At 75.9% G+C, this 21,580-nt stretch carries 1 protein-coding gene; it reads left to right on the forward strand.

The window, feature by feature from the left end; genetic code table 11:
• Window positions 1-44 precede the first annotated feature (44 nt).
• Entirely contained in the window at window positions 45-21,389 is a 21,345-nt protein-coding gene (locus O7612_RS10345) for a type I polyketide synthase (RefSeq protein WP_282272578.1), read from the forward strand.
• The last annotated feature ends 191 nt before the right edge of the window (window positions 21,390-21,580 follow it).

Consider the following 21,580-nt stretch of genomic DNA (forward strand, 5'->3'; position numbering starts at 1 on the left):
ACACCGAGCCGGGCGTCGAACCCGGAGACCTAGTGGAGCGTGCCATGAGCGAGTCCGTGAACCCCACCGGTGCCCAGCCCGACGCGCTGTCGGCACTGCGGCGGCGGCTGGAGGGCCGCACGGCCGACGAGCGGGACCGGGCGCTCACCGTCCTGGTCCGGGAGCAGGCCCGCGACGTGCTGCGGACCGTGCTGCCCGACGGCCCGGACGCGGTCGAGCCCGGTCGGCCCTTCCGCGACCTGGGCTTCGACTCGCTCGCCGCGGTCGAGCTGCACCGCCGGCTCACCGCCGCCACCGGGCTGGACCTGCCGGTCACCCTGGTCTTCGACCACCCGACGCCGCTGGCGGTCGGCCGGCTGCTGCGCAACCTGCTCGGCGGGGACGCGGCACCCGCCCCGCCCGCCGCGCCGCCGCGCCGGCCCACCGCCGACGACGAGCCGGTCGCCGTGGTCGGCATCGGCTGCCGCTACCCCGGCCACAGCACCTCCGCCGACGACCTGTGGCGGCTGGTCTTCGAAGGCCGGCACGTCATCGCCGACTTCCCGACCGACCGGGGCTGGGACACCGACGGGCTGTACGACCCGGACCCGGGCAAGCCCGGCAAGACCTACGTCCGCCAGGGCGGCTTCCTGGAGGGCGCGGCCGAGTTCGACGCGGAGTTCTTCGGCATCAGCCCGCGCGAGGCGATGACGATGGACCCGCAGCAGCGGCTGGTGCTGGAGACCGCCTGGGAGGCGCTGGAGGACGCCGGCATCGACTCGGCGTCGCTGCGCGGCAGCCAGACCGGCGTCTTCATCGGCGCCGAACCGCAGGAGTACGGACCCCGGCTGCACGAGGCCCCGGAGGGCCTGGACGGCTACCTGCTGACCGGCAACGCGCCGAGCGTGGTTTCCGGCCGGCTCGCCTACACCTTCGGCTTCGAGGGTCCGACGCTGACCGTGGACACCGCCTGCTCGGGTTCCCTGGTCGCCCTGCACCTGGCCTGCCAGGCGGTGCAGCGGGGGGAGTGCACCACCGCGCTCGCCGGTGGGGTCGCGGTGATGGTGCACCCGGGCGCGTTCACCGCGTTCAGCCGGCAGCGGGGTCTCGCCCCGGACGGCCTGTGCAAGCCGTTCGCGGCGGCGGCCGACGGCACCGGCTGGGCCGAGGGCGTCGGCATCCTGGTGCTGGAGCGGCTCTCCGACGCCCTCCGTCACGGCCACCGGGTGCTCGGGGTGATCCGCGGGTCGGCGATCAACCAGGACGGCGCGTCCAACGGGCTGACCGCCCCGAACGGGCCGGCCCAGCAGCGGGTGATCCTGTCCGCGCTGGCGTCGGCCGGGCTGGCCCCCACCGACGTCGACCTGGTCGAGGCGCACGGCACCGGCACCCGGCTCGGCGACCCGATCGAGGCGCAGGCGATCATCGCCACCTACGGCCGGGACCGCCCCGCCGACCGGCCGCTCTGGCTCGGCTCGCTGAAGTCCAACATCGGCCACTCGCAGGCCGCCGCCGGTGTCGCCGGTGTGATCAAGGTGCTGATGGCGATGCGGCACCGGGTGCTGCCGCGCACCCTGCACGTCGACGCGCCCACCCCCAACGTCGACTGGTCCGCCGGGACCGTCGCCCTGCTCACCGAGGCCCGCCCGTGGGACGACCCGGGCCACCCGCGCCGGGCCGGGGTCTCCTCGTTCGGGGTCAGCGGCACCAATGCGCACGTCATCGTCGAGGAGCCGCCGGCCGTCGCCGACGGGGCCGTCGCCGAGGTGCCGCAGGTGCCCAGCGAGGTGCTGCCGGTGGTGCTCTCCGCCCGCAGCGGGGCGGCGCTGCGCGACCAGGCCGCCGCACTGCTCGCCGTGGTGGACACCGACGGGGACGCCCCGGAACTGCTCGACGTCGCGTACTCGTTGGCCACCACCCGGACCACGCTGGAGCAGCGGGCGGTGCTGGTGGCCGGGGACCGGGCGGGCGTGCTGCGGAACCTCGCCGCCCTCGCCGACGGCGGCAGCCCGTCCGACGGGCACCGGGGTCAGGCCACCGGTGGCGGGCTCGGCTTCCTGTTCACCGGCCAGGGCAGCCAGCGGCTCGGCGTCGGCCGGCGGTTGTACCGCAGCCACCCGGTCTACGCCGCCGCGTTCGACGACGCCTGCGGCTGGCTCGACCTGCAACTGGACGTGCCGCTGGCCGACGTGCTGTTCGCCGAGCCCGGCACCGCCGAGGCGGCCCTGCTCGACCAGACCGCCTACACCCAGTGCGCGCTGTTCGCCCTGGAGGTCGCCCAGTTCCGGCTGCTGGAGTCCTGGGGGATCCGGCCCGACCTGCTCGCCGGGCACTCGATCGGTGAGCTGGCCGCCGCCCACGTCGCCGGGGTGCTCTCGCTGGAGGACGCGGCGCTCCTGGTCGCCGCGCGCGGCCGGCTCATGCAGCAGCTCCCCGCCGAGGGCGCGATGGTCTCGGTGCAGGCCACCGAGGAGCAGGTCCGCCCGCTGCTCGCCGGCCGCGAGGCGCAGCTGGGCCTGGCGGCGGTGAACGGCCCGACCTCGCTGGTGCTCTCCGGGGACGAGGACGCCGTGCTGGAGGTCGCCGCCACCCTCGCCGCCGCCGGGCACCGGACGAAGCGGCTACGGGTCAGCCACGCCTTCCACTCGCCGCTGATGACGCCGATGCTCGCCGAGTTCGGCCGGCTGGCACACGTGCTCAGCTACCGTCCGCCGACCATCCCGGTCGTCTCCACGGTCACCGGCCGGCCGGTGCTCTCCGGTGAGCTGTGCGACCCCGAATACTGGGTGCGGCACGTGCGCGACAGCGTCCGGTTCGCCGACGCCGTCCGGGCCATGGCCGACGAGGGGGTCGACACCTTCCTCGAACTCGGGCCGGCCGGTGTGCTCTCCGCGATGGGTCCGGCCTGCCTGGGTGAGGACGCCGACGCGGTCTTCGTCCCGCTGCTGCGCGCCGACCACGACGAGGAGACCGCCGTCGTCGCCACCGTCGCCCGCGCCCACGTGCGGGGGGTGCCGGTGGACTGGACGGCGTTCTTCGCCGCCCGTGGGGCGCGGCGGGTCGCGCTGCCCACCTACCGGTTCCAGCGTCGCCGGTTCTGGATGGAATCCGGCGGCGGCAGCGCCGACGCGACCGGCTTCGGTCAGCTCGCCGCCGGCCACCCGCTGGTCGGCGCGGTGGTCGGCCTGGCCGGCGGTGACGGTGTGGTGCTCACCGGCCGGGTGTCGTTGCGCAGCCACCCGTGGCTGGCCGACCACACCATCTCCGGGGTGGTGCTGCTGCCCGGCACCGCCTTCGTCGAGCTGGCCGTGCGGGCCGGCGACCAGGTCGGCTGCCCGACCGTCGAGGAGCTGACCCTCCAGGCCCCGCTGGCGCTGGACGAGCGCGGCGTGGCCCTCCAGGTGGTCGTCGGGGTCGCCGACCCGGCCGGCCGTTGCCCGGTGGCCGTCTACTCCCGCCCCGACGGGGTCGACCCGGACGGGCAGCTCTGGACCCGTCACGTCAGCGGCTTCCTCGCCCCGCGGGCCGCCGACGCCGGGCAGCCGCTCACCGAGTGGCCGCCGCGCGACGCCCGGCCGGTCGACCTGGCCGGCGTCTACGCCGAGCTGGCCGGTCAGGGCTACGGCTACGGCCCGGTGTTCCAGGGGCTCAAGGCCGTCTGGCGACGTGGCCCCGAGGTGTACGCGGAGGTCGCGCTCCCCGCCGACAGCCGGGCCGAGGCGGCCCGCTTCGGCCTGCACCCGGCGGTGCTGGACGCCGCCCTGCACGCCATCGACGCGGCCCGCCGGGGTGAGCCCGCCGACGGCGAGGTGCGTATCCCGTTCGCCTGGAACGACGTCACCCTGCACGCCGCCGGTGCGGCCGAGGTGCGGGTCCGGATCGCCCCGGCCGCCGGGGACAGCGTGTCGGTGACCCTCGCCGACACCACCGGCGCACCGGTCGCCTCGGTGCGGTCCTTCGTCTCCCGGCCGGTCTCCACCGCGCAGCTCACCGCTGCCCGGGGCGGCTACCACGAGCGGCTGTTCCGGCTGGAGTGGACGACGCTGGGCCACCGGCCCGCCCCGGCGGGCACCCCCCGCTGGGTGGTGCTCGGCGACGAGCGGATCGGCACGGCGGTCCGGTACGCCGACCCGGCCGCGTTGGGCGCGGCGATCGACGCCGGTGCCACCGCCCCGGAGTGGGCGTTCGCCGGGGTCACCGCCGGTGACGTGCGGGCCGCCACCGCCGACGCGTTGGCGCTGCTCCAGCAGTGGCTGGCCGATCCGCGGCTGGCCGGTACCCGGCTGGTCCTCGTCAGCCGGGTCGACGACCTCGCCGCCGAGGCGGTCCGGGGTCTGGTCCGGGCCGCGCAGACGGAGAACCCGGACCGGTTCGTCACCGTCCAGCTCACCGACGCACCGGCGTCCTTGCTGGCCGCGGCCCTGGCCACCGGCGAACCGGAACTGCGGCTACGCGACGGCGAGATCAGTGTGCCCCGGCTCGCCCGGGTCGCCGTCGCCCCGGCCGCTCCGGCGGCTCCCGACGCCCCCCTGGCGGGTTCCGCCGCCGACGCGGCCACCGTCCCGGCGGGTTCCGCCGCCGACGCGGCCGGCGGCACCGGTGCCGCCGTCGGCAGCGGCTGGCCGACCGACGGTACGGTGCTGGTCACCGGGGGCACCGGTGGGCTCGGCGCGCACGTCGCCCGGCACCTGGCCGGGCGGCACGGCGTACGCCATCTGTTGTTGACCAGTCGCAGCGGCCCGGCGGCGGCCGGTGTGGCGGCGCTGCGCGCGGAGCTGGAGGCGGCCGGCGCGAGCGTCGAGGTGGCCGCCTGCGACGCCGCCGACGCCGACGCGTTGGCCGCCCTGCTCGCCGCCGTCCCGGCCGACCGGCCGCTGCGGGCGGTGGTGCACGCCGCCGGCATCGTCGACGACGGCACGATCGGCTCGCTCACCCCGGACCGGCTCGACGCGGTGCTGCGGGCCAAGCTGGACGGCGCGCGGCACCTCGACGCGCTGACCCGCGACGCCGACCTGACCGCCTTCGTGCTCTTCTCCTCCCTGGCCAGCCTGCTCGACTGCGCCGGGCAGGGCAACTACGCCGCCGCGAACGCCACCCTCAACGCGCTGGCCGTCGCCCGCCGGGCCGCCGGGCTACCCGCCGTCGCGCTCACCTGGGGGTTGTGGACCGGCGACAGCGGGATGGGCGGCAAGCTGGACGCCGCCGCCCTGCAACGGATCGAACGCTCCGGCATGCCCGGGCTCACCCCGGCGGAGAACCTGGCCCTGCTCGACGCGGCGCTCGGCGTCGACGAGCCGGTGCTCGCCCCGGTCCGGGTCGACCTGGCCGCGCTGCGCAACCGGCCGGACGGGGTGCCGGCGCTGCTGCGCGGCCTGGTGCCGCTGCCGGCCCGGCGTACCGCCCAGGCGGTCGGCCCGGCGGACGCGACGCAGGGGCTGGCCCGGCAGTTCGCCGGGATCAGCCCGGCCGAGCGGGACCGGTTCACCCTCGACCTGGTCCGCGAACACGTCGCCGCCGTGCTCGGGCACGACAGCGCGGACGCGATCGAGCCGCGCCGGGCGTTCAACGAGCTGGGCTTCGACTCGCTGGCCGCGGTCGAGCTGCGCAACCGGCTCAAGGCGGCCACCGGGCTGCGACTGCCGGCGACCCTGGCGTTCGACTACCCGACCCCGGCGGCGCTGGCCGAGTTCGTGGTCGCCACCGTGCTGGGCACCGGCGCGGACGTGGCGGCGTCGGAACCCGCGCCGGCCCCGTTCACCCAGGAGCCGATCGCGATCGTCTCGATGAGCTGCCGCTTCCCCGGCGGGGTGACCACCCCGGAGCAGCTGTGGACGCTGCTCGCCAACGGCACCGACGCGGTCTCCCCGTTCCCCACCGACCGGGGCTGGGACCTGGCCGGCATGTACGACCCGGAGCCCGGCAAGCCCGGCAAGACGTACTCGATGGAGGGCGGTTTCCTGCACGACGCGGCGGACTTCGACGCGGACTTCTTCGGGATCAGCCCGCGGGAGGCGACGGCGATGGACCCGCAGCAGCGGCTGATGCTGGAGACCTCGTGGGAGGTGCTGGAGCGGGCCGGGATCGACCCGACCTCGCTCAAGGGCAGCCCGACCGGCGTCTTCGCGGGTGTCATGTACCACGACTACGCGCTGCGGCTGCACCAGGTGCCCGACGAGCTGGCCGGCTACCTGGGCAACGGCAGCCTCGCCAGCATCGTCTCCGGCCGGGTGGCCTACACCCTGGGGCTGGAGGGGCCGGCGGTGTCGATCGACACGGCGTGTTCGTCGTCGTTGGTGGCGATCCACCTGGCGGTGCAGGCGCTGCGGGCCGGCGAGTGTTCGCTGGCGCTGGCCGGCGGCGTCACCGTGATGGCCACCCCGGACACGTTCCTCGACTTCAGCCTCCAGCGTGGCCTGGCCGCCGACGGCCGGTCGAAGTCCTTCGCCGCCGGGGCCGACGGCACCGGCTGGGGCGAGGGGGCCGGCATGCTGCTGTTGGAGCGGCTGTCCGACGCCGAGCGGCACGGCCATCAGGTGCTGGCGGTGATCCGGGGTTCGGCGACGAACCAGGACGGTGCGTCGAACGGGTTGACCGCGCCGAACGGTCCGTCGCAGCAGCGGGTGATCCGGCAGGCTCTGGCCTCGGCGGGGGGTATCCCGGCGACCGAGGTGGACGTGGTGGAGGCGCACGGAACCGGCACGGCGCTCGGTGACCCGATCGAGGCGCAGGCCCTGCTGGCGACCTACGGGCAGGGTCGGTCGGTGGACCGGCCGTTGTGGTTGGGGTCGATCAAGTCGAACATCGGGCACACGCAGGGCGCGGCCGGTGTGGCCGGCGTGATCAAGATGGTGTTGGCGATGCGCAACGACCTGCTGCCGCGCACCCTGCACGCCGACGAGCCGTCGCCGCAGATCGACTGGTCGGCCGGGGAGGTGCGGCTGCTGACCGAGGCGCGGCGGTGGCCGGAGTCGGACCGGCCGCGTCGGGCCGGGGTGTCGTCGTTCGGGATCAGCGGCACCAACGCGCACGTCATCCTCGAACAGGCCGCCCCGACGGCGCAGCCGCCGGCCGACACCCCCGAGCCCGTCGTCCCGGCGGTGCTGCCCTGGCTGCTGTCCGCCCGGTCGGTGGAGGCGCTGCGGGCGCAGGCGGACCGGATCGCGGCGACGGACGCCGACCTGGATGTGGCGTACTCGCTGGCCGTGACGCGGGCCGCGTTGGAACGCCGGGCGGTGGTGGTGGCCGGCACCGGCGCGGACGCGCTCCGTGTCCTGCGCTGCGTGGCGGACGGGACCGACCCGGCCGAGGTGGTGTACGGGTCGCCGTCGGCCGGGAAGCTGGCCGTGCTGTTCACGGGCCAGGGCGCGCAGCGGTGGGGGATGGGCCGTGAGCTGGCGGCGGCGTACCCGACGTTCGCGGAGGCCTTCGCGCGGGTGTGCGCCGAGCTGGACCCGAAGCTCGACCGGCCGTTGCGGGAGGTGCTGTACGAGCAGCCCGAGGCCGGCGACACCGCCCTGGTGGACCAGACCGTCTACAGCCAGGCCGCGTTGTTCGCCGTCGAGGTGGCGTTGTTCCGGCTGCTGGAGTCGTGGGGGATCCGGCCCGATCTGGTGGCCGGGCACTCGATCGGCGAGGTGACGGCGGCCCACGTGGCCGGGGTGCTGTCGCTGGCCGACGCGGCGACCCTGGTCGCGGCGCGGGGCCGGTTGATGCAGTCGATGCGGCAGGACGGCGCGATGGTCGCCGTCGAGGCGTCCGAGGCGGAGGTGCGTACGGCGCTGACCGGCCTGGAGGCGCGGGCGGGTGTCGCGGCGGTGAACGGCCCCCGGGCGGTGGTCGTCTCCGGCGACGCCGACGTGGTGGAGTCGGTCGCGGCGGAGCTGCGGGAGCGGGGTCGGCGGACGAAGCGGCTGCGGGTGAGTCACGCGTTCCACTCGCCACACATGGGACCGATGCTGACGGAGTTCCACGAGGTCCTCGCCGGTCTGACCTACGACCGGCCGCAGCTGCCGGTGGTGTCCAACGTGACCGGTGCGTTGGCGGACCCGGAGGAGCTGCGGAGCCCGGGTTACTGGGTGCGGCACGTCCGGGAGGCGGTGCGGTTCGGCGACGGGGTGGCCGCCCTGGAGGCGGCGGGGGTCACCACCTTCCTGGAGGTCGGCCCGGACGCGGTGCTCACCGCGATGGGCCGGGACTGTGTGACCGACGAGGACGCGGTGGCGCTGGTGCCGGTGCTGCGGGCCGGCCGGGACGAGCCGACGACCCTGCTGACCGCCCTGGCGACCCTGCACGCCCGGGGTGTCGCGGTGGACTGGCGGGCCTGGTTCGCGCCCACCGGCGCGCGGAGCACCGAGCTGCCCACCTACCCCTTCCAGCGTCGCCGTTACTGGATCAACGCGACCAGCGCGGCGACCGACGTGGCGTCGGTGGGTCTCGGGGCGGCGGGCCACCCGTTGTGGGGCGCGTCGGTGTCGATGGCCTCCTCGGGCGAGGTGCTGTTCACCGGCCGGTTCTCGGTGGACGACCACCCGTGGTTGGCCGACCACGCGGTCGCCGGCACGGTGCTGCTGCCCGGCACCGGCTTCGTCGAACTCGTGCTGCACGCCGGTGAGCACGTGGGGCTGCGGCACCTCGAGGAGCTGACCCTGCACGCCCCGCTGCCGCTGACCGGCGGTGGCGCGGTGCAGGTGCAACTGTTGATGACGGCCGACGACGGGACGCACCGGCGTAGCGTCACCGTGCACTCCCGTCCCGAGCACGCCGACCCGGACCTGCCGTGGACCCGGCACGCCAGCGCGGTGCTCGCCGACCCGCCGGCCGCTCCCACGTCCGACCTGACCGCCTGGCCGCCGCCGGGAGCGGTGCCCGTGCCGGTGACCGGGTTCTACGACGACCTGGTGGCGCAGGGGTACGAGTACGGTCCGGTCTTCCAGGGCGTGCAGGCCGTCTGGCGGGTCGGCGGGACGGTGTACGCGGAGGTGTCGTTGCCGGCGGAGGCGCACGCCGACGCGGCGCGCTTCGGGCTGCACCCGGCGCTGCTGGACGCGGCGCTGCACGTGGTGGGCATCGGCGAGGAGGCGTCGGCGGACCTGCCGCCGTCGGTGCCGTTCGCCTGGACGGACGTCACGCTGCACGCCACCGGTGCGACCGCGCTGCGGGTCCGGGTCACCCCGGCGGGCACCGGGGCGGTGTCGCTGCACCTGGCCGACCCGACCGGTGCGCCGGTGGCCGAGATCGGTGCGCTGGTGTCCCGGCCGGTGCAGCTCGCCGCCGTGGACGCCCCCGACGGCAACCTCTACCGGGTCGACTGGATCCCGGTGCCGGTGACCGACGCACCGGGCACCTCCTGGGCGTACCTGGAGGACCTGGCCGACGGGGCGCCGGAGCTGGTGCTCACCCGCCTCACCGAGCCGTCGGCCGGCCCGGACGGGGCCGTCGACGTCGAGTCGGCGTCGCGGGCCACCGCCGCGGCGGTGCTCGGGCTGCTCCAGCGCTGGCTGGCCGACCCCCGGTCGACCGAGTCCCGGCTGGTGGTGCTGACCAGCGGCGCGGCCGATGGCGTCACCGACCTGGTCAAGGCCCCGGTGTGGGGTCTGGTCCGGGCCGCGCAGGCGGAGAACCCCGGCCAGTTCGTGCTGGTCGACGCCGCCCCGGGAACCCCGGTCGAGGAGATCGTGGCGGCGGTCGGCACCGGCGAGCCGGAGCTGTCGTTGCGCGACGGGCAGGTACGGGTGCCACGGCTGGTCCGCGCCACCCCCGGCGGGACCGGGTGGCGGGCGCGCGGGCCGGTCCTGGTGACCGGCGGCACCGGCGTGCTGGGCTCGCTGGTCGCCCGGCACCTGGTCACCGCGCACGGTGTCCGTGACCTGGTGCTGGTCTCCCGACGCGGACCGGACGCCCCGGGGGCCGCCGGGTTACGCGAGGAACTGGCCGGGCTCGGGGCCGCCGTCGAGGTGGTCGCGTGCGACCTGGCCGACCGGGACGCGGTGGCCGCCCTGGTGGACGGGATCACCGGGCTGGCGGCGGTGGTGCACACCTCCGGCGTCCTCGACGACGGGTTGACGACCTCGCTCACCGTGGCGCAGCTCGACGCCGTCTGGCGGGCGAAGGCCACGCCGGCCTGGCACCTGCACGAGTTGACCCGGGACCGGGACCTGTCGGCGTTCGTCCTCTTCTCCTCGGCCGCCGGTGTGGTGGACGGTTCCGGGCAGGGCAACTACGCCGCGGCCAACGTGTTCCTCGACGCCCTCGCCGAGCACCGGCGCGGGCTCGGTCTCGCGGCGACCGCGCTGGCGTGGGGGCTGTGGGAGGAACGCAGCGGGATGACCGCGCACCTCGGCGAGGCCGACCTGGCCCGGATGGCCCGTTCCGGCATCCTGCCCATCAGTTCCGCGCAGGGCCTGGCGTTGCTGGACGCGACGGTCGACGCCGAAGCGCCGGTGTTCGTGCCGGTCCGGTTGGACACCGCCGCGCTGCGCGCCCAGGGCCAACAGCTGCCGGCGCTGTTCCGGGGTCTGGTCCGGCTGCCGGCCCGGCGGGCCGCCGGGGCGGGCGCGACGCCGGCCGGCGGGTCGGCGCTGCACCGGCGGCTGGCCGGTCTGACCGACGTCGAGCAGCGGCACCTGCTGCTCGACCTGGTCCGGGTCGACGTGACCGCGGTCCTCGGCCACGACAGCCCGGCCAGCGTGGAACCCACCCGTGCGTTCCGGGAGATCGGCTTCGACTCGCTGGCCGCGGTGGAGCTGCGCAACCGGCTGAACACCGCGACCGGGCTGCGGCTGCCGGCCAGCCTGGTGTTCGACTACCCGAACCCGACCGCGCTCGCCGACTACCTGCACACCCGGCTCGTCGGGGCGGCCACCCCGGTCGCGGCGACCGTCGCCACCGCGGTCGCCGCCGACGAGCCGGTCGCCATCGTGGCGATGAGCTGCCGCTATCCCGGGGGCGTGGGTACCCCCGAGGAGCTGTGGCAGCTCCTCGTCGACGGCGGCGACGCGATCACCCCGTTCCCCACCGACCGGGGCTGGGATCTCGACAACCTCTACGACCCGGAGCCCGGCAAGCCCGGCAAGACGTACTCGATGGAGGCCGGCTTCCTGCACGACGCGGCCGACTTCGACCCGGACTTCTTCGGGATCAGCCCCCGGGAGGCGGTCGCGATGGACCCGCAGCAGCGGCTGCTGCTGGAGACCTCGTGGGAGGCGTTGGAACGGGCCGGGATCGACCCGACCTCGCTGCGCGGCAGCCTCACCGGGGTCTTCGCCGGGGTGATGTACCACGACTACGCCAGCCGGTTGCCGGAGGTCCCCGAGGACCTGGTCGGTTACCTGGGCAACGGCAGCATGGCCAGCGTGGCCTCGGGTCGGATCTCGTACACCCTGGGGTTCGAGGGGCCGGCGGTCAGCGTCGACACGGCGTGTTCGTCGTCGTTGGTGGCGATCCACCTGGCGGTGCAGGCGCTGCGGGCCGGCGAGTGTTCGCTGGCGCTGGCCGGCGGCGTCACCGTGATGGCCGCGCCGGACACCTTCGTCGAGTTCAGCCTCCAGCGTGGCCTGGCCGCCGACAGCCGGGTCAAGTCCTTCGCGGCCGGGGCGGACGGCACGGTGATGTCCGAGGGCGTCGGCATGCTGCTGTTGGAGCGGCTGTCCGACGCCGAGCGGCACGGTCACCACGTGCTGGCGGTGATCCGGGGTTCGGCGATCAACCAGGACGGTGCGTCGAACGGGTTGACCGCGCCGAACGGCCCGTCGCAGCAGCGGGTGATCCGGCAGGCCCTCGCGGCGGCCGGCGGGATCCCGGCCACCGAGGTGGACGTGGTGGAGGCGCACGGCACCGGCACCAGCCTCGGCGACCCGATCGAGGCGCAGGCCCTGCTGGCTACCTACGGGCAGGACCGGTCGGCGGACCGGCCGTTGTGGTTGGGGTCGATCAAGTCGAACATCGGGCACACCCAGGGTGCGGCCGGTGTGGCCGGCGTGATCAAGATGGTGTTGGCGATGCGCAACGACCTGCTGCCGCGCACCCTGCACGCCGACGAGCCGTCGCCGCAGATCGACTGGTCGGCCGGGGAGGTGCGGCTGCTGACCGAGGCGCGGCGGTGGCCGGAGTCGGACCGGCCGCGTCGGGCCGGGGTGTCGTCGTTCGGGATCAGCGGCACCAACGCGCACGTCATCCTCGAACAGGCACCCCCGGCGGAAGAGCCGTCGGCCGACACCCCCGAGCCGGCGGTGCTGCCCTGGGTGCTGTCGGCCCGTACCGACCAGGCCCTGCGGGAGCAGGCCGCCCGGGTGGCCGCCGTGGCCGTCGACGAGGACACGCGGGCCGGTGACCTGGCGTACGCGCTGGCGAGCGGGCGGGCGGTGCTGGACCGGCGGACGGTGCTGGTCGGCGACCGGGCCGACTTCGTCGCCGGGGCACGGGCGTTCGCCGAGGACGGCGTCGCCCCCGGCGTGCTGCGGGGCGGCACCGTCTTCGTCTTCCCCGGCCAGGGCTCGCAGTGGCTCGGCATGGCGGTGGAGCTGATGGACTCGTCGCCGGTGTTCGCCGAGCGGATCGCCGAGTGCGGCGCGGCGCTGTCCGAGTTCGTGCGGTGGCGGCTGGCCGACGTGTTGCGGGGCGTCGAGGGTGCGCCGTCGACGGACCGGGTGGACGTGGTGCAGCCGGTGCTCTGGGCGGTGATGGTGTCACTGGCCGGGCTGTGGCGTTCGTACGGCGTACGGCCGGACGCGGTGATCGGCCACTCGCAGGGTGAGATCGCCGCCGCCGTGGTGGCGGGCGGTCTGTCCCTGCGGGACGGCGCCGCGGTGGTGGCGCTGCGGAGTCTGGCGATCGCGGAGGAGCTGGCGGGCCGGGGCGCGATGGCCTCGGTCGGCCTGCCCGAGCGGCTGGTGGCCGAGCGGCTGGCCGGCTACGCCGGGCGGATCTCCGTCGCCACCGTCAACGGCACCTCCTCCGTCGTCGTCTCCGGCGACCCGGACGCGGTCGACGACCTGGTCGCCGTCCTCACCGCCGAGGGCGTCCGGGCCAAGCGGGTCAACGTCGACTACGCCTCGCACTCCGCCCAGGTCGAGCGGATCGAGCAGCGGCTGCTCGACGTCCTCGCCGGGATCACCCCCCGCGCCGGCAACGTGCCGTTCTACTCGACGGTCAGCGCGGGTGTCCGCGACACCGCCGGGCTGGACGCCGGGTACTGGTACACCAACCTGCGGCAGACGGTCCGGTTCGAGGAGACCACCCGGGTCCTGCTGGGCGCGGGCATGCGGGTGTTCCTGGAGTGCAGCGCCCACCCGGTGCTGACCATGGGGATCGAGGAGACCGCCGCCGACGCGGGCGTCGAGGTGGCTGCCGTCGGCTCGCTGCGCCGGGACGAGGGCGGCCTGCGCCGGTGGCTGACCTCGCTGGGCGAGGCGTTCACCCGGGGCGTGGCGGTGGACTGGTCGCCGGTGCTGCCGGCGCGTCCCCGTGGCGAGGTGCCGCTGCCCACCTACCCGTTCCAGCGCCGCCGGTACTGGATCGACGCCACCGGCGGCACCGCCGACCTGGCCGCGGCCGGGCTCGGCTCCGCCGGCCACCCGCTCTGGGGCGCGGCGGTCGGCATGGCCTCCTCCGGTGAGGTGCTCTTCACCGGCCGGATCTCCCTGGACACCCACCCGTGGCTGGCCGACCACGCCGTCAACGGCACGGTGCTGCTGCCCGGCACGGCCTTCGTCGAGCTGGTGCTGCACGCCGGTGACCACGCCGACGTCGGCCACCTCGACGAGCTGACCCTGCACGCCCCACTGGTGCTGCCCGAGCGGGGGGCCGTCCAGGTGCAGCTCCTGCTGGGCGCTCCCGACGACACCGGCCGGCGCACGGTCACCGTGCACTCCCGGCCGGAGCACACCGGGAGCTGGACCCGGCACGCCACCGGCATCCTCTCCGCCGACGACACCGGGGCCGCGTTCGACCTGACCGCCTGGCCGCCGCCGGGTGCCGTGCCGGTGCCGGTCGCCGGCCTGTACGACGACCTGGTGGCCCAGGGCTACGAGTACGGCCCGGTGTTCCAGGGCGTCCAGGCCGCCTGGCGGGTCGGTGACGTGGTGTACGCCGAGGTGGCGTTGCCGGAGGAGGCGCACGCCGAGGCGGCCCGCTTCGGCCTGCACCCGGCGCTGCTGGACGCCGCCCTGCACGCGGTGGGGCTCGGCGAGCCGGTGCCCGCCGGTCGACCGCCGTACCTGCCGTTCGCGTGGACCGGGGTGAGCCTGCACGCCACCGGCGCCACCGCGCTGCGGGTGCGGATCACCGCCGCCGGACCGGAGACCGCCACCCTGCACCTCGCCGACGTGCACGGTGCCCCGGTGGCCGTCGTCGGCGCGCTCGTCTCCCGTCCGGTCCAGCTCACCGCCGCCGGCCCGACCGAGGGTGACCTCTACCGGGTCGACTGGACGGCCGTCCCCACCGGCACCGCCACCGAGTCGTGGGGTTACCTCGAAGGGATCGGCCTGGGCGTCCCCGACGTGGTGCTCGCCCCGCTCACCCCGGCCGGCGACGACCCCGACCGGGCCGCCGCCGCCCACCGGGCCACCGCGGAGACGCTGGCCCTGCTCCAGTCCTGGCTCGCCGATCCGGCGCAGGCCGCGGCCCGGCTGGTGGTGGTCACCCACGGTGCCGTCGACGGCGGCACCGACCTCGCCCACGCCCCGGTGTGGGGTCTGGTACGGGCCGCGCAGGCGGAGAACCCGGACCAGTTCGTGCTGGTGGACGCGGACCCGGAGACCCCGGTGGAGGAGATCCTGGCCGCGGTGGGCACCGGTGAGCCGGAGCTGTCGTTGCGGGACGGGCAGGTCCGGGTGCCCCGGCTGGTCCGGGCGGCGGGTGCGGACGGGACCTGGCGGGCCGAGGGTCCGGTGCTGGTGACCGGTGGCACGGGCGTGCTCGGGGCGTTGGTGGCCCGGCACCTCGTCGCCGGCCACGGCGTCCGGGACCTGGTGCTGGTGTCGCGGCGGGGGCTGGCCGCCCCCGGGGCGGTCGAGCTGCGCGACGAGTTGACCGCGCTCGGCGCGGACGTCGAGGTGGCCGCCTGCGACCTGGCCGACCGGGCGGCCGTCGCGGCCCTGCTGGACGGCATCCCCACCCTGTCCGCCGTGGTGCACACCACCGGCGTGCTGGACGACGGGCTGCTGGCCACGCTGACCCCGGCGCAGCTCGACGCGGTCTGGCGGGCCAAGGCCACCCCGGCCTGGCACCTGCACGACCTCACCCGCGACCGGGAACTGTCCGCGTTCGTGCTGTTCTCCTCCGCCGCCGGGGTGCTCGACGGGGCCGGGCAGGGCAACTACGCCGCCGCCAACGTCTTCCTCGACGCCCTGGCCGGGCACCGGCGGGCGCTCGGCCTCCCCGCGGTCTCGCTGGCCTGGGGCTTCTGGGAGCAGCGCAGCGGGATGACCGCGCACCTCGGGGAGGCGGACGTGGCCCGGATGGCCCGTTCCGGCATCCTGCCGATCGCCTCGGAGCAGGGTCTGGCCCTGCTCGACGCGGCGGTCGCCGCCGACGGGCCGGTGCTGGTTCCGGTCCGGTTGGACACCGCCGCGCTGCGGGCCCAGGGCCAGCAGTTGCCGGCGCTGTTCCGGGGGCTGGTCCGGCTGCCCGCCCGACGGGCGGCGGCCACCGGGTCCGCCCCGGCCACCGGCTCCGGCCTGCACCGGCAGCTCGCCGCCCTCGGCCCGGACGACCAGCGAAGGATGCTGCTCGACCTGGTCCGGGCCGCCGTCGCGGCGGTCCTCGGTCACGACAGCGGTACCGCTGTCGACCCGACCCGGGCGTTCAAGGAACTCGGGTTCGACTCGCTCGCCGCCGTCGAACTGCGCAACCGGCTGAACACCGCCACCGCGCTGCGGCTGCCGGCCACCCTGGTCTTCGACTACCCGAACCCGACCGCGCTCGCCGACCACCTGCACGAGACGGTCGTCGGTGGCCCGGTCGACGTGGCCCGGGCCGACGCCCCCCGGCCGGTGGCCGACGAGCCGATCGCGATCGTGGCGATGAGCTGCCGCTTCCCCGGTGGGGTACGCAGCCCGGAGGACCTGTGGCAGCTCCTGCTCGACGGGGCGGACGCCATCTCGGCGTTCCCCACCGACCGGGGCTGGGACCTCGACGCCCTGTACGACCCGGAGCCCGGCAGGCCCGGCCGGACGTACTCGACGGAGGGTGGTTTCCTCTACGACGCGGCCGACTTCGACCCGGACTTCTTCGGGATCAGCCCCCGGGAGGCGACCGCGATGGACCCGCAGCAGCGGCTGCTGCTGGAGAGCTCGTGGGAGGCGTTGGAGCGGGCGGGTATCGACCCGTTGTCGCTCAAGGGCAGCCCGACCGGCGTCTTCACCGGCGTCATGTACCACGACTACGGCAGCCGGCTGCCGTCCGTACCGGATGAGCTGGCCGGTTACCTGAGCAACGGCAGCATGTCCAGTGTGGCGTCCGGCCGGGTCTCGTACACCCTGGGGTTGGAGGGGCCGGCGGTCAGCGTCGACACCGCCTGCTCGTCGTCGCTGGTCGCGGTGCACCTGGCCGTGCAGGCGCTGCGGTCGGGGGAGTGCTCGCTGGCGCTGGCGGGCGGGGTGACGGTGATGTCCACCCCGGCCACCTTCGTCGAGTTCAGTCTCCAGCGTGGACTCTCCGCCGCCGGGCGGTGCCGGTCCTTCGCGGCGGGCGCGGACGGCACGACGATGTCCGAGGGCGTCGGGATGCTGCTGCTGGAGCGGCTCTCCGACGCCGAGCGGCACGGTCACCGGGTGCTGGCGGTGGTCCGTGGCTCGGCGGTCAACCAGGACGGCGCGTCCAACGGGTTGACCGCGCCGAACGGCCCGTCGCAACAACGGGTGATCCGGCAGGCGCTGGCCGCCGCCGACGTCCCCGCCGACCAGGTCGACCTGGTGGAGGCGCACGGGACCGGCACCACGCTGGGCGATCCGATCGAGGCGCAGGCGTTGCTGGCCACCTACGGCCAGGGCCGCCCGGCGGACCGGCCGCTGTGGCTCGGCTCGGTGAAGTCGAACATCGGGCACACCCAGGGTGCGGCGGGTGTGGCCGGGGTGATCAAGGCGGTGCTGGCGATGCGCAACGACCTGCTGCCCCGGACGTTGCACGTGGACGAGCCGTCGCCGCAGGTGGACTGGTCGGCGGGCGAGGTGCGGCTGCTGACCGAGGCGCGGCGGTGGCCGGAGCTGGACCGGCCGCGGCGGGCCGGGGTGTCGTCGTTCGGGATCAGCGGCACCAACGCGCACGTCGTCCTCGAACAGGCCCCCCCGGTGACGGAACCGCCGGCCGACAAGCCCGCGACCGTCGCCCCGCCGGTGCTGCCGTGGCTGCTGTCCGCCCGGTCCGAGGAGGCGCTGCGGGTCCAGGCCGGTCTGGTCGCCGACACCGGTGCCCACCTCGACGTGGCGTACTCGCTGGCCACCACCCGGGCGGCGCTGGAACGTCGGGCCGTCGTGGTGGCCGCCGAGGGCCAGGACGCGCTCCACGCCCTGCGGGACCTGGCCCGGGGCGGCGATCCCGCCGAGCTGGTCCGGGGCACGCCGTCGGCAGGGAAGCTCGCCATGCTCTTCACCGGCCAGGGCGCCCAGCGTCTCGGCATGGGCCGTGAGCTGGCCGCCGCGTACCCGGCGTTCGCCGAGGCGCTCGCGGAGGTCAGCGCGCACCTGGACGCGAAGCTCGACCGCCCGCTGCGCGAGGTGCTCTACACCGAGCCGGACGTGGCCGACGCGGCCCTGCTCGACCAGACCGTCTACAGCCAGAGTGCGCTGTTCGCCGTCGAGGTGGCCCTGTTCCGCCTGCTCGACTCGTGGGGGATCCGGCCGGACCTGGTCGCCGGGCACTCCATCGGCGAGGTCGCCGCGGCCCACGTCGCCGGGGTGATGTCGTTGCCCGACGCCGCCACCCTGGTCACCGCCCGGGGACGGCTGATGCAGAGCATGCGCGAGGACGGCGCGATGGTGGCGGTCGAGGCGTCCGAGGCGGAGGTCCGCCGGGAGCTGGCCGGACGGGAGGCGGAGCTGGGCATCGCCGCGGTCAACGGGCCGCACGCGGTGGTGGTCTCCGGTGACCACGACGCCGTGGGCGCGATCGCCGACGGCTGGCGGGCCAGGGGACGTCGGACCAAGCGGCTGCGGGTCAGCCACGCCTTCCACTCCCCGCACATGGAGCCGATGCTGGCCGAGTTCCACCGGATCCTCTCCGGTCTGGCCTTCGCCCCGCCGAGGGTGCCGGTGGTCTCCAACCTGACCGGTCGACTCGCCGACCCGGACGAGATCTGCGATCCGGGCTACTGGGTGCGGCACGTCCGGGAGGCGGTCCGGTTCGGTGACGGCATCGCCACCCTGGAGGCTGCCGGCGTCACCACGTACCTGGAGGTCGGCCCGGACGCGGTGCTCACCGCGATGGGCCGGGACTGCGTCACCGACACCGACCGGGCCGCCCTGGTGCCGGTGCTGCGGGGCGGCCGGGACGAGGCGGCGACCCTGCTGACCGCCGTCGCCACCCTGCACACCCGGGGTGTCCCGGTGGACTGGCGGGCCTGGTTCGCGCCCACCGGCGCCCGGGTCACCGAACTGCCGACGTACCCGTTCCAGCGGCGTCGGCTCTGGCTGGACGCCCCGGCGGGCGGCGGCGACGTGCCGGGCCTCGGCCAGCGCCCCGCCGCCCACCCGCTGCTCGGCGCGGTGGTCGGCCTGGCCGACGCCGACGGCACCGTGCTGACCGGCCGGCTCTCGCTGCGGACCCATCCGTGGCTGGCCGACCACGCCCTCGCCGGGACGGTGCTGCTGCCCGGGACGGCGTTCGTGGAACTGGCCGTGCACGCCGGTGACCAGGTCGGCTGCGCCCTGGTGGAGGAGCTGACCCTGCAGGCGCCGCTGACCGTCCCGGACCGGGGCGGGGTGGACCTCCAGGTGGTGGTCGGTTCGCCCGACGGGACGGGCCGGCGTCCGGTCACCGTGCACTCCCGGCCGGCGGACGCGGCCGACGGGTGGACCCGGCACGCCACCGGCGTGCTGGCCCCGGTGACGCCCGCCGCACCCGCCGCCCCGGTCGGGGACACCTGGCCGCCGGCCGGTGCCACCCCGGTCGACCTGGACGGGCACTACGACCGGCTCGCCGACGCCGGATACCACTACGGACCGCTGTTCCAGGGGTTGCGGGCCGCCTGGCGACAGGGCGACGAGGTGTACGCCGAGGTGGCGCTCCCCGAGGACGCCTGGTCCTCGGCCGGGCGGTTCGGCCTGCACCCGGCGCTCTTCGACGCGGTGCTGCACGCCCTGGACATGGCCGGGCCGGACCGGCCCGACGACGGCCGGCTCGACGTGCCGTTCGCCTGGCGGGGCGTGGCCCTGCACGCCAGCGGCGCGGCGGCGCTGCGGGTCCGGCTGACCCGGACCGGCCCGGAGGAGATCGCCGTCGAGCTCGCCGACGCCGACGGTGTTCCGGTCGCCTCGGTCGCCTCGCTGGTGGTCCGGCCGCTCGCGGCCGACCGGCTCGGCACGGCCGGCGCCGGCCACCGTTCCGCGTTGTACCAGGTCCTCTGGACCCCGGTGCCGACCCCGCAGGTCGGGCCGACCGACGGTACGGTGGTGCTCGGCGACACGGATCCGGGCCTCGGGGTGCCGTGTCATCCGGATCTCGTCGCGCTGGCGGCCGAGGTCGAGCGGACCGGGGCCGTGCCGCAGACCGTCGTGGTGCCCTGGCGGGCGGCGGCGGACTCGACGGTCCCGGCGACCGCCGGGGCGTTGGACCTGCTCCAGCGGTGGCTCGCCGACGACCGGTTCACCGGGGCGCGGCTGGTGCTGGTGACCACCCGGGCGGTCGCCACGGGCGAGGGTGAGGACGTGCTCCGGCCGGTGGACGCCACGGTCTGGGGTCTGGTCCGGGCCGCCCAGGAGGAGAGTCCGGGCCGGTTCGTCCTGGTCGACGTGGACGACGTGGACCCGGCGGGGCTGCGCGCGGCGCTCGCCGCGACTGCCGAGCCGCAGCTCGCGGTACGCTCCGGCGGGCTGTTCGCCCCCCGGCTCGCGCCGCTGCCGGTGCCCGCCGGTGAGCCGCCGACCGGTCCGGATCCGGACGGCACCGTGCTGGTCACCGGCGGTACCGGCGGACTGGGTCGGCTGGTCGCCGAGCACGCCGTGACCCGGCACGGGGTGCGGCGGCTGCTGCTGGTCAGCCGCCGTGGCCCGGCCGCGCCCGGTGCGGACGAGCTGGTCGCCCGCCTGTCGGCGGCCGGTGCGCAGGTGACGGTGGTCGCCTGCGACCTGGCCGACCGGTCGGCGGTGGCGGACCTGCTCGACGGGGTGCCCGCCGAGCACCCGCTGACCGGGGTGGTCCACGCCGCCGGTGTGCTCGACGACGGGCTGCTGCCGGCGCTCACCGACGAGCGGCTGGCGGCGGTCCTGGCCCCCAAGGCGGAGGCCGCGCGTCACCTGCACGAGTTGACCCTGCACCTGCCGTTGCGCTGGTTCGTCCTGTTCTCCTCGGCGGCGGCCACGCTGGGTGGTGCCGGTCAGGCCAACTACACCGCCGCCAACGCCTACCTGGACGCCCTCGCCCAGCACCGCCGGGCGCACGGGCTGGTGGGCACCTCGTTGGCCTGGGGCCTGTGGGCCGAGTCGGGCAGTGGGATGACCGGTCACCTGGGCGAGGCGGACCTGCGCCGGATGGCGCGGTCCGGGGTGACCGCGTTGTCCACCGTGGACGCGTTGGCGCTGTTCGACGCGACCACCCGGTCGGTCCCGGCGCTGGCGCTCCCGGTCCGCCTCGACCTGGCCGCGATCCGGGCCCGGAGCGAGGGGGTGCCGCCGCTGCTGCGCGGTCTGGTGCGCGCCCCGGCGCGGCGGGCGGCGGGCGGCCCGGCGGCCGGGGAACGGTCGCTGGCCGACCGGCTGGCCGGCCTGCCGGCGGAGGAGGCCGACCGGCTGGTCACCGAGCTGGTCCGGGGGCAGGCGGCCGAGGTGCTCGGCCATGCCCGTCCACACGTGGTCGACATGGACCGGGGCTTCCTGGAGCTGGGGTTCGACTCGCTGGCCGCCGTGGAGTTCCGCAACAGCCTCGGTGCGGCCACCGGCCTGAGGCTGTCCGCGACGCTCATCTACGACCACCCCAGTCCGGCGGCGGTGGCCCGGTTCGTGCGGGCGGAGCTGACCGGCGACCTGCCGGCCGCCCCCTCGCTGGAGGCCGAGCTGGCCCGGCTGGAGGCGCTGCTGGACGGCACGGTGCCCGACGAGGCGGAGCGGGGCCGGATCACCGTCCGCCTCCAGGGGCTGGTGGCCCGGTGGAACTCGGCGTACGGAGCGGCCGCCGTGGAGCCGGCGGCCCGGGACCTGGCGTCGGTCTCCGCCGACGAGTTGTTCGACATCCTCGACGACGAGCTGGAGGCATCGGACTGACCTGCCTCCGTCGGGCCGGCCCGGGGTCCGTCGACGCCCATGGCGTTCGGCGGGCCTCGGGCTTCCTCCCCGGAGAAGGGTGGGTATTTGTCCACCTTCGGCGTGGGTCCACGACCGTATCGCGTCACCAGGTGACCTCGTACGGTAGTGGTCGGCGGCTGGAGGCGTCGGTTCGCCGCAGGTGCCACCAG

The organism is Micromonospora sp. WMMD987, assembly GCF_029581435.1.
GTDB classification, from domain to species: Bacteria; Actinomycetota; Actinomycetes; order Mycobacteriales; family Micromonosporaceae; genus Micromonospora; species Micromonospora rifamycinica.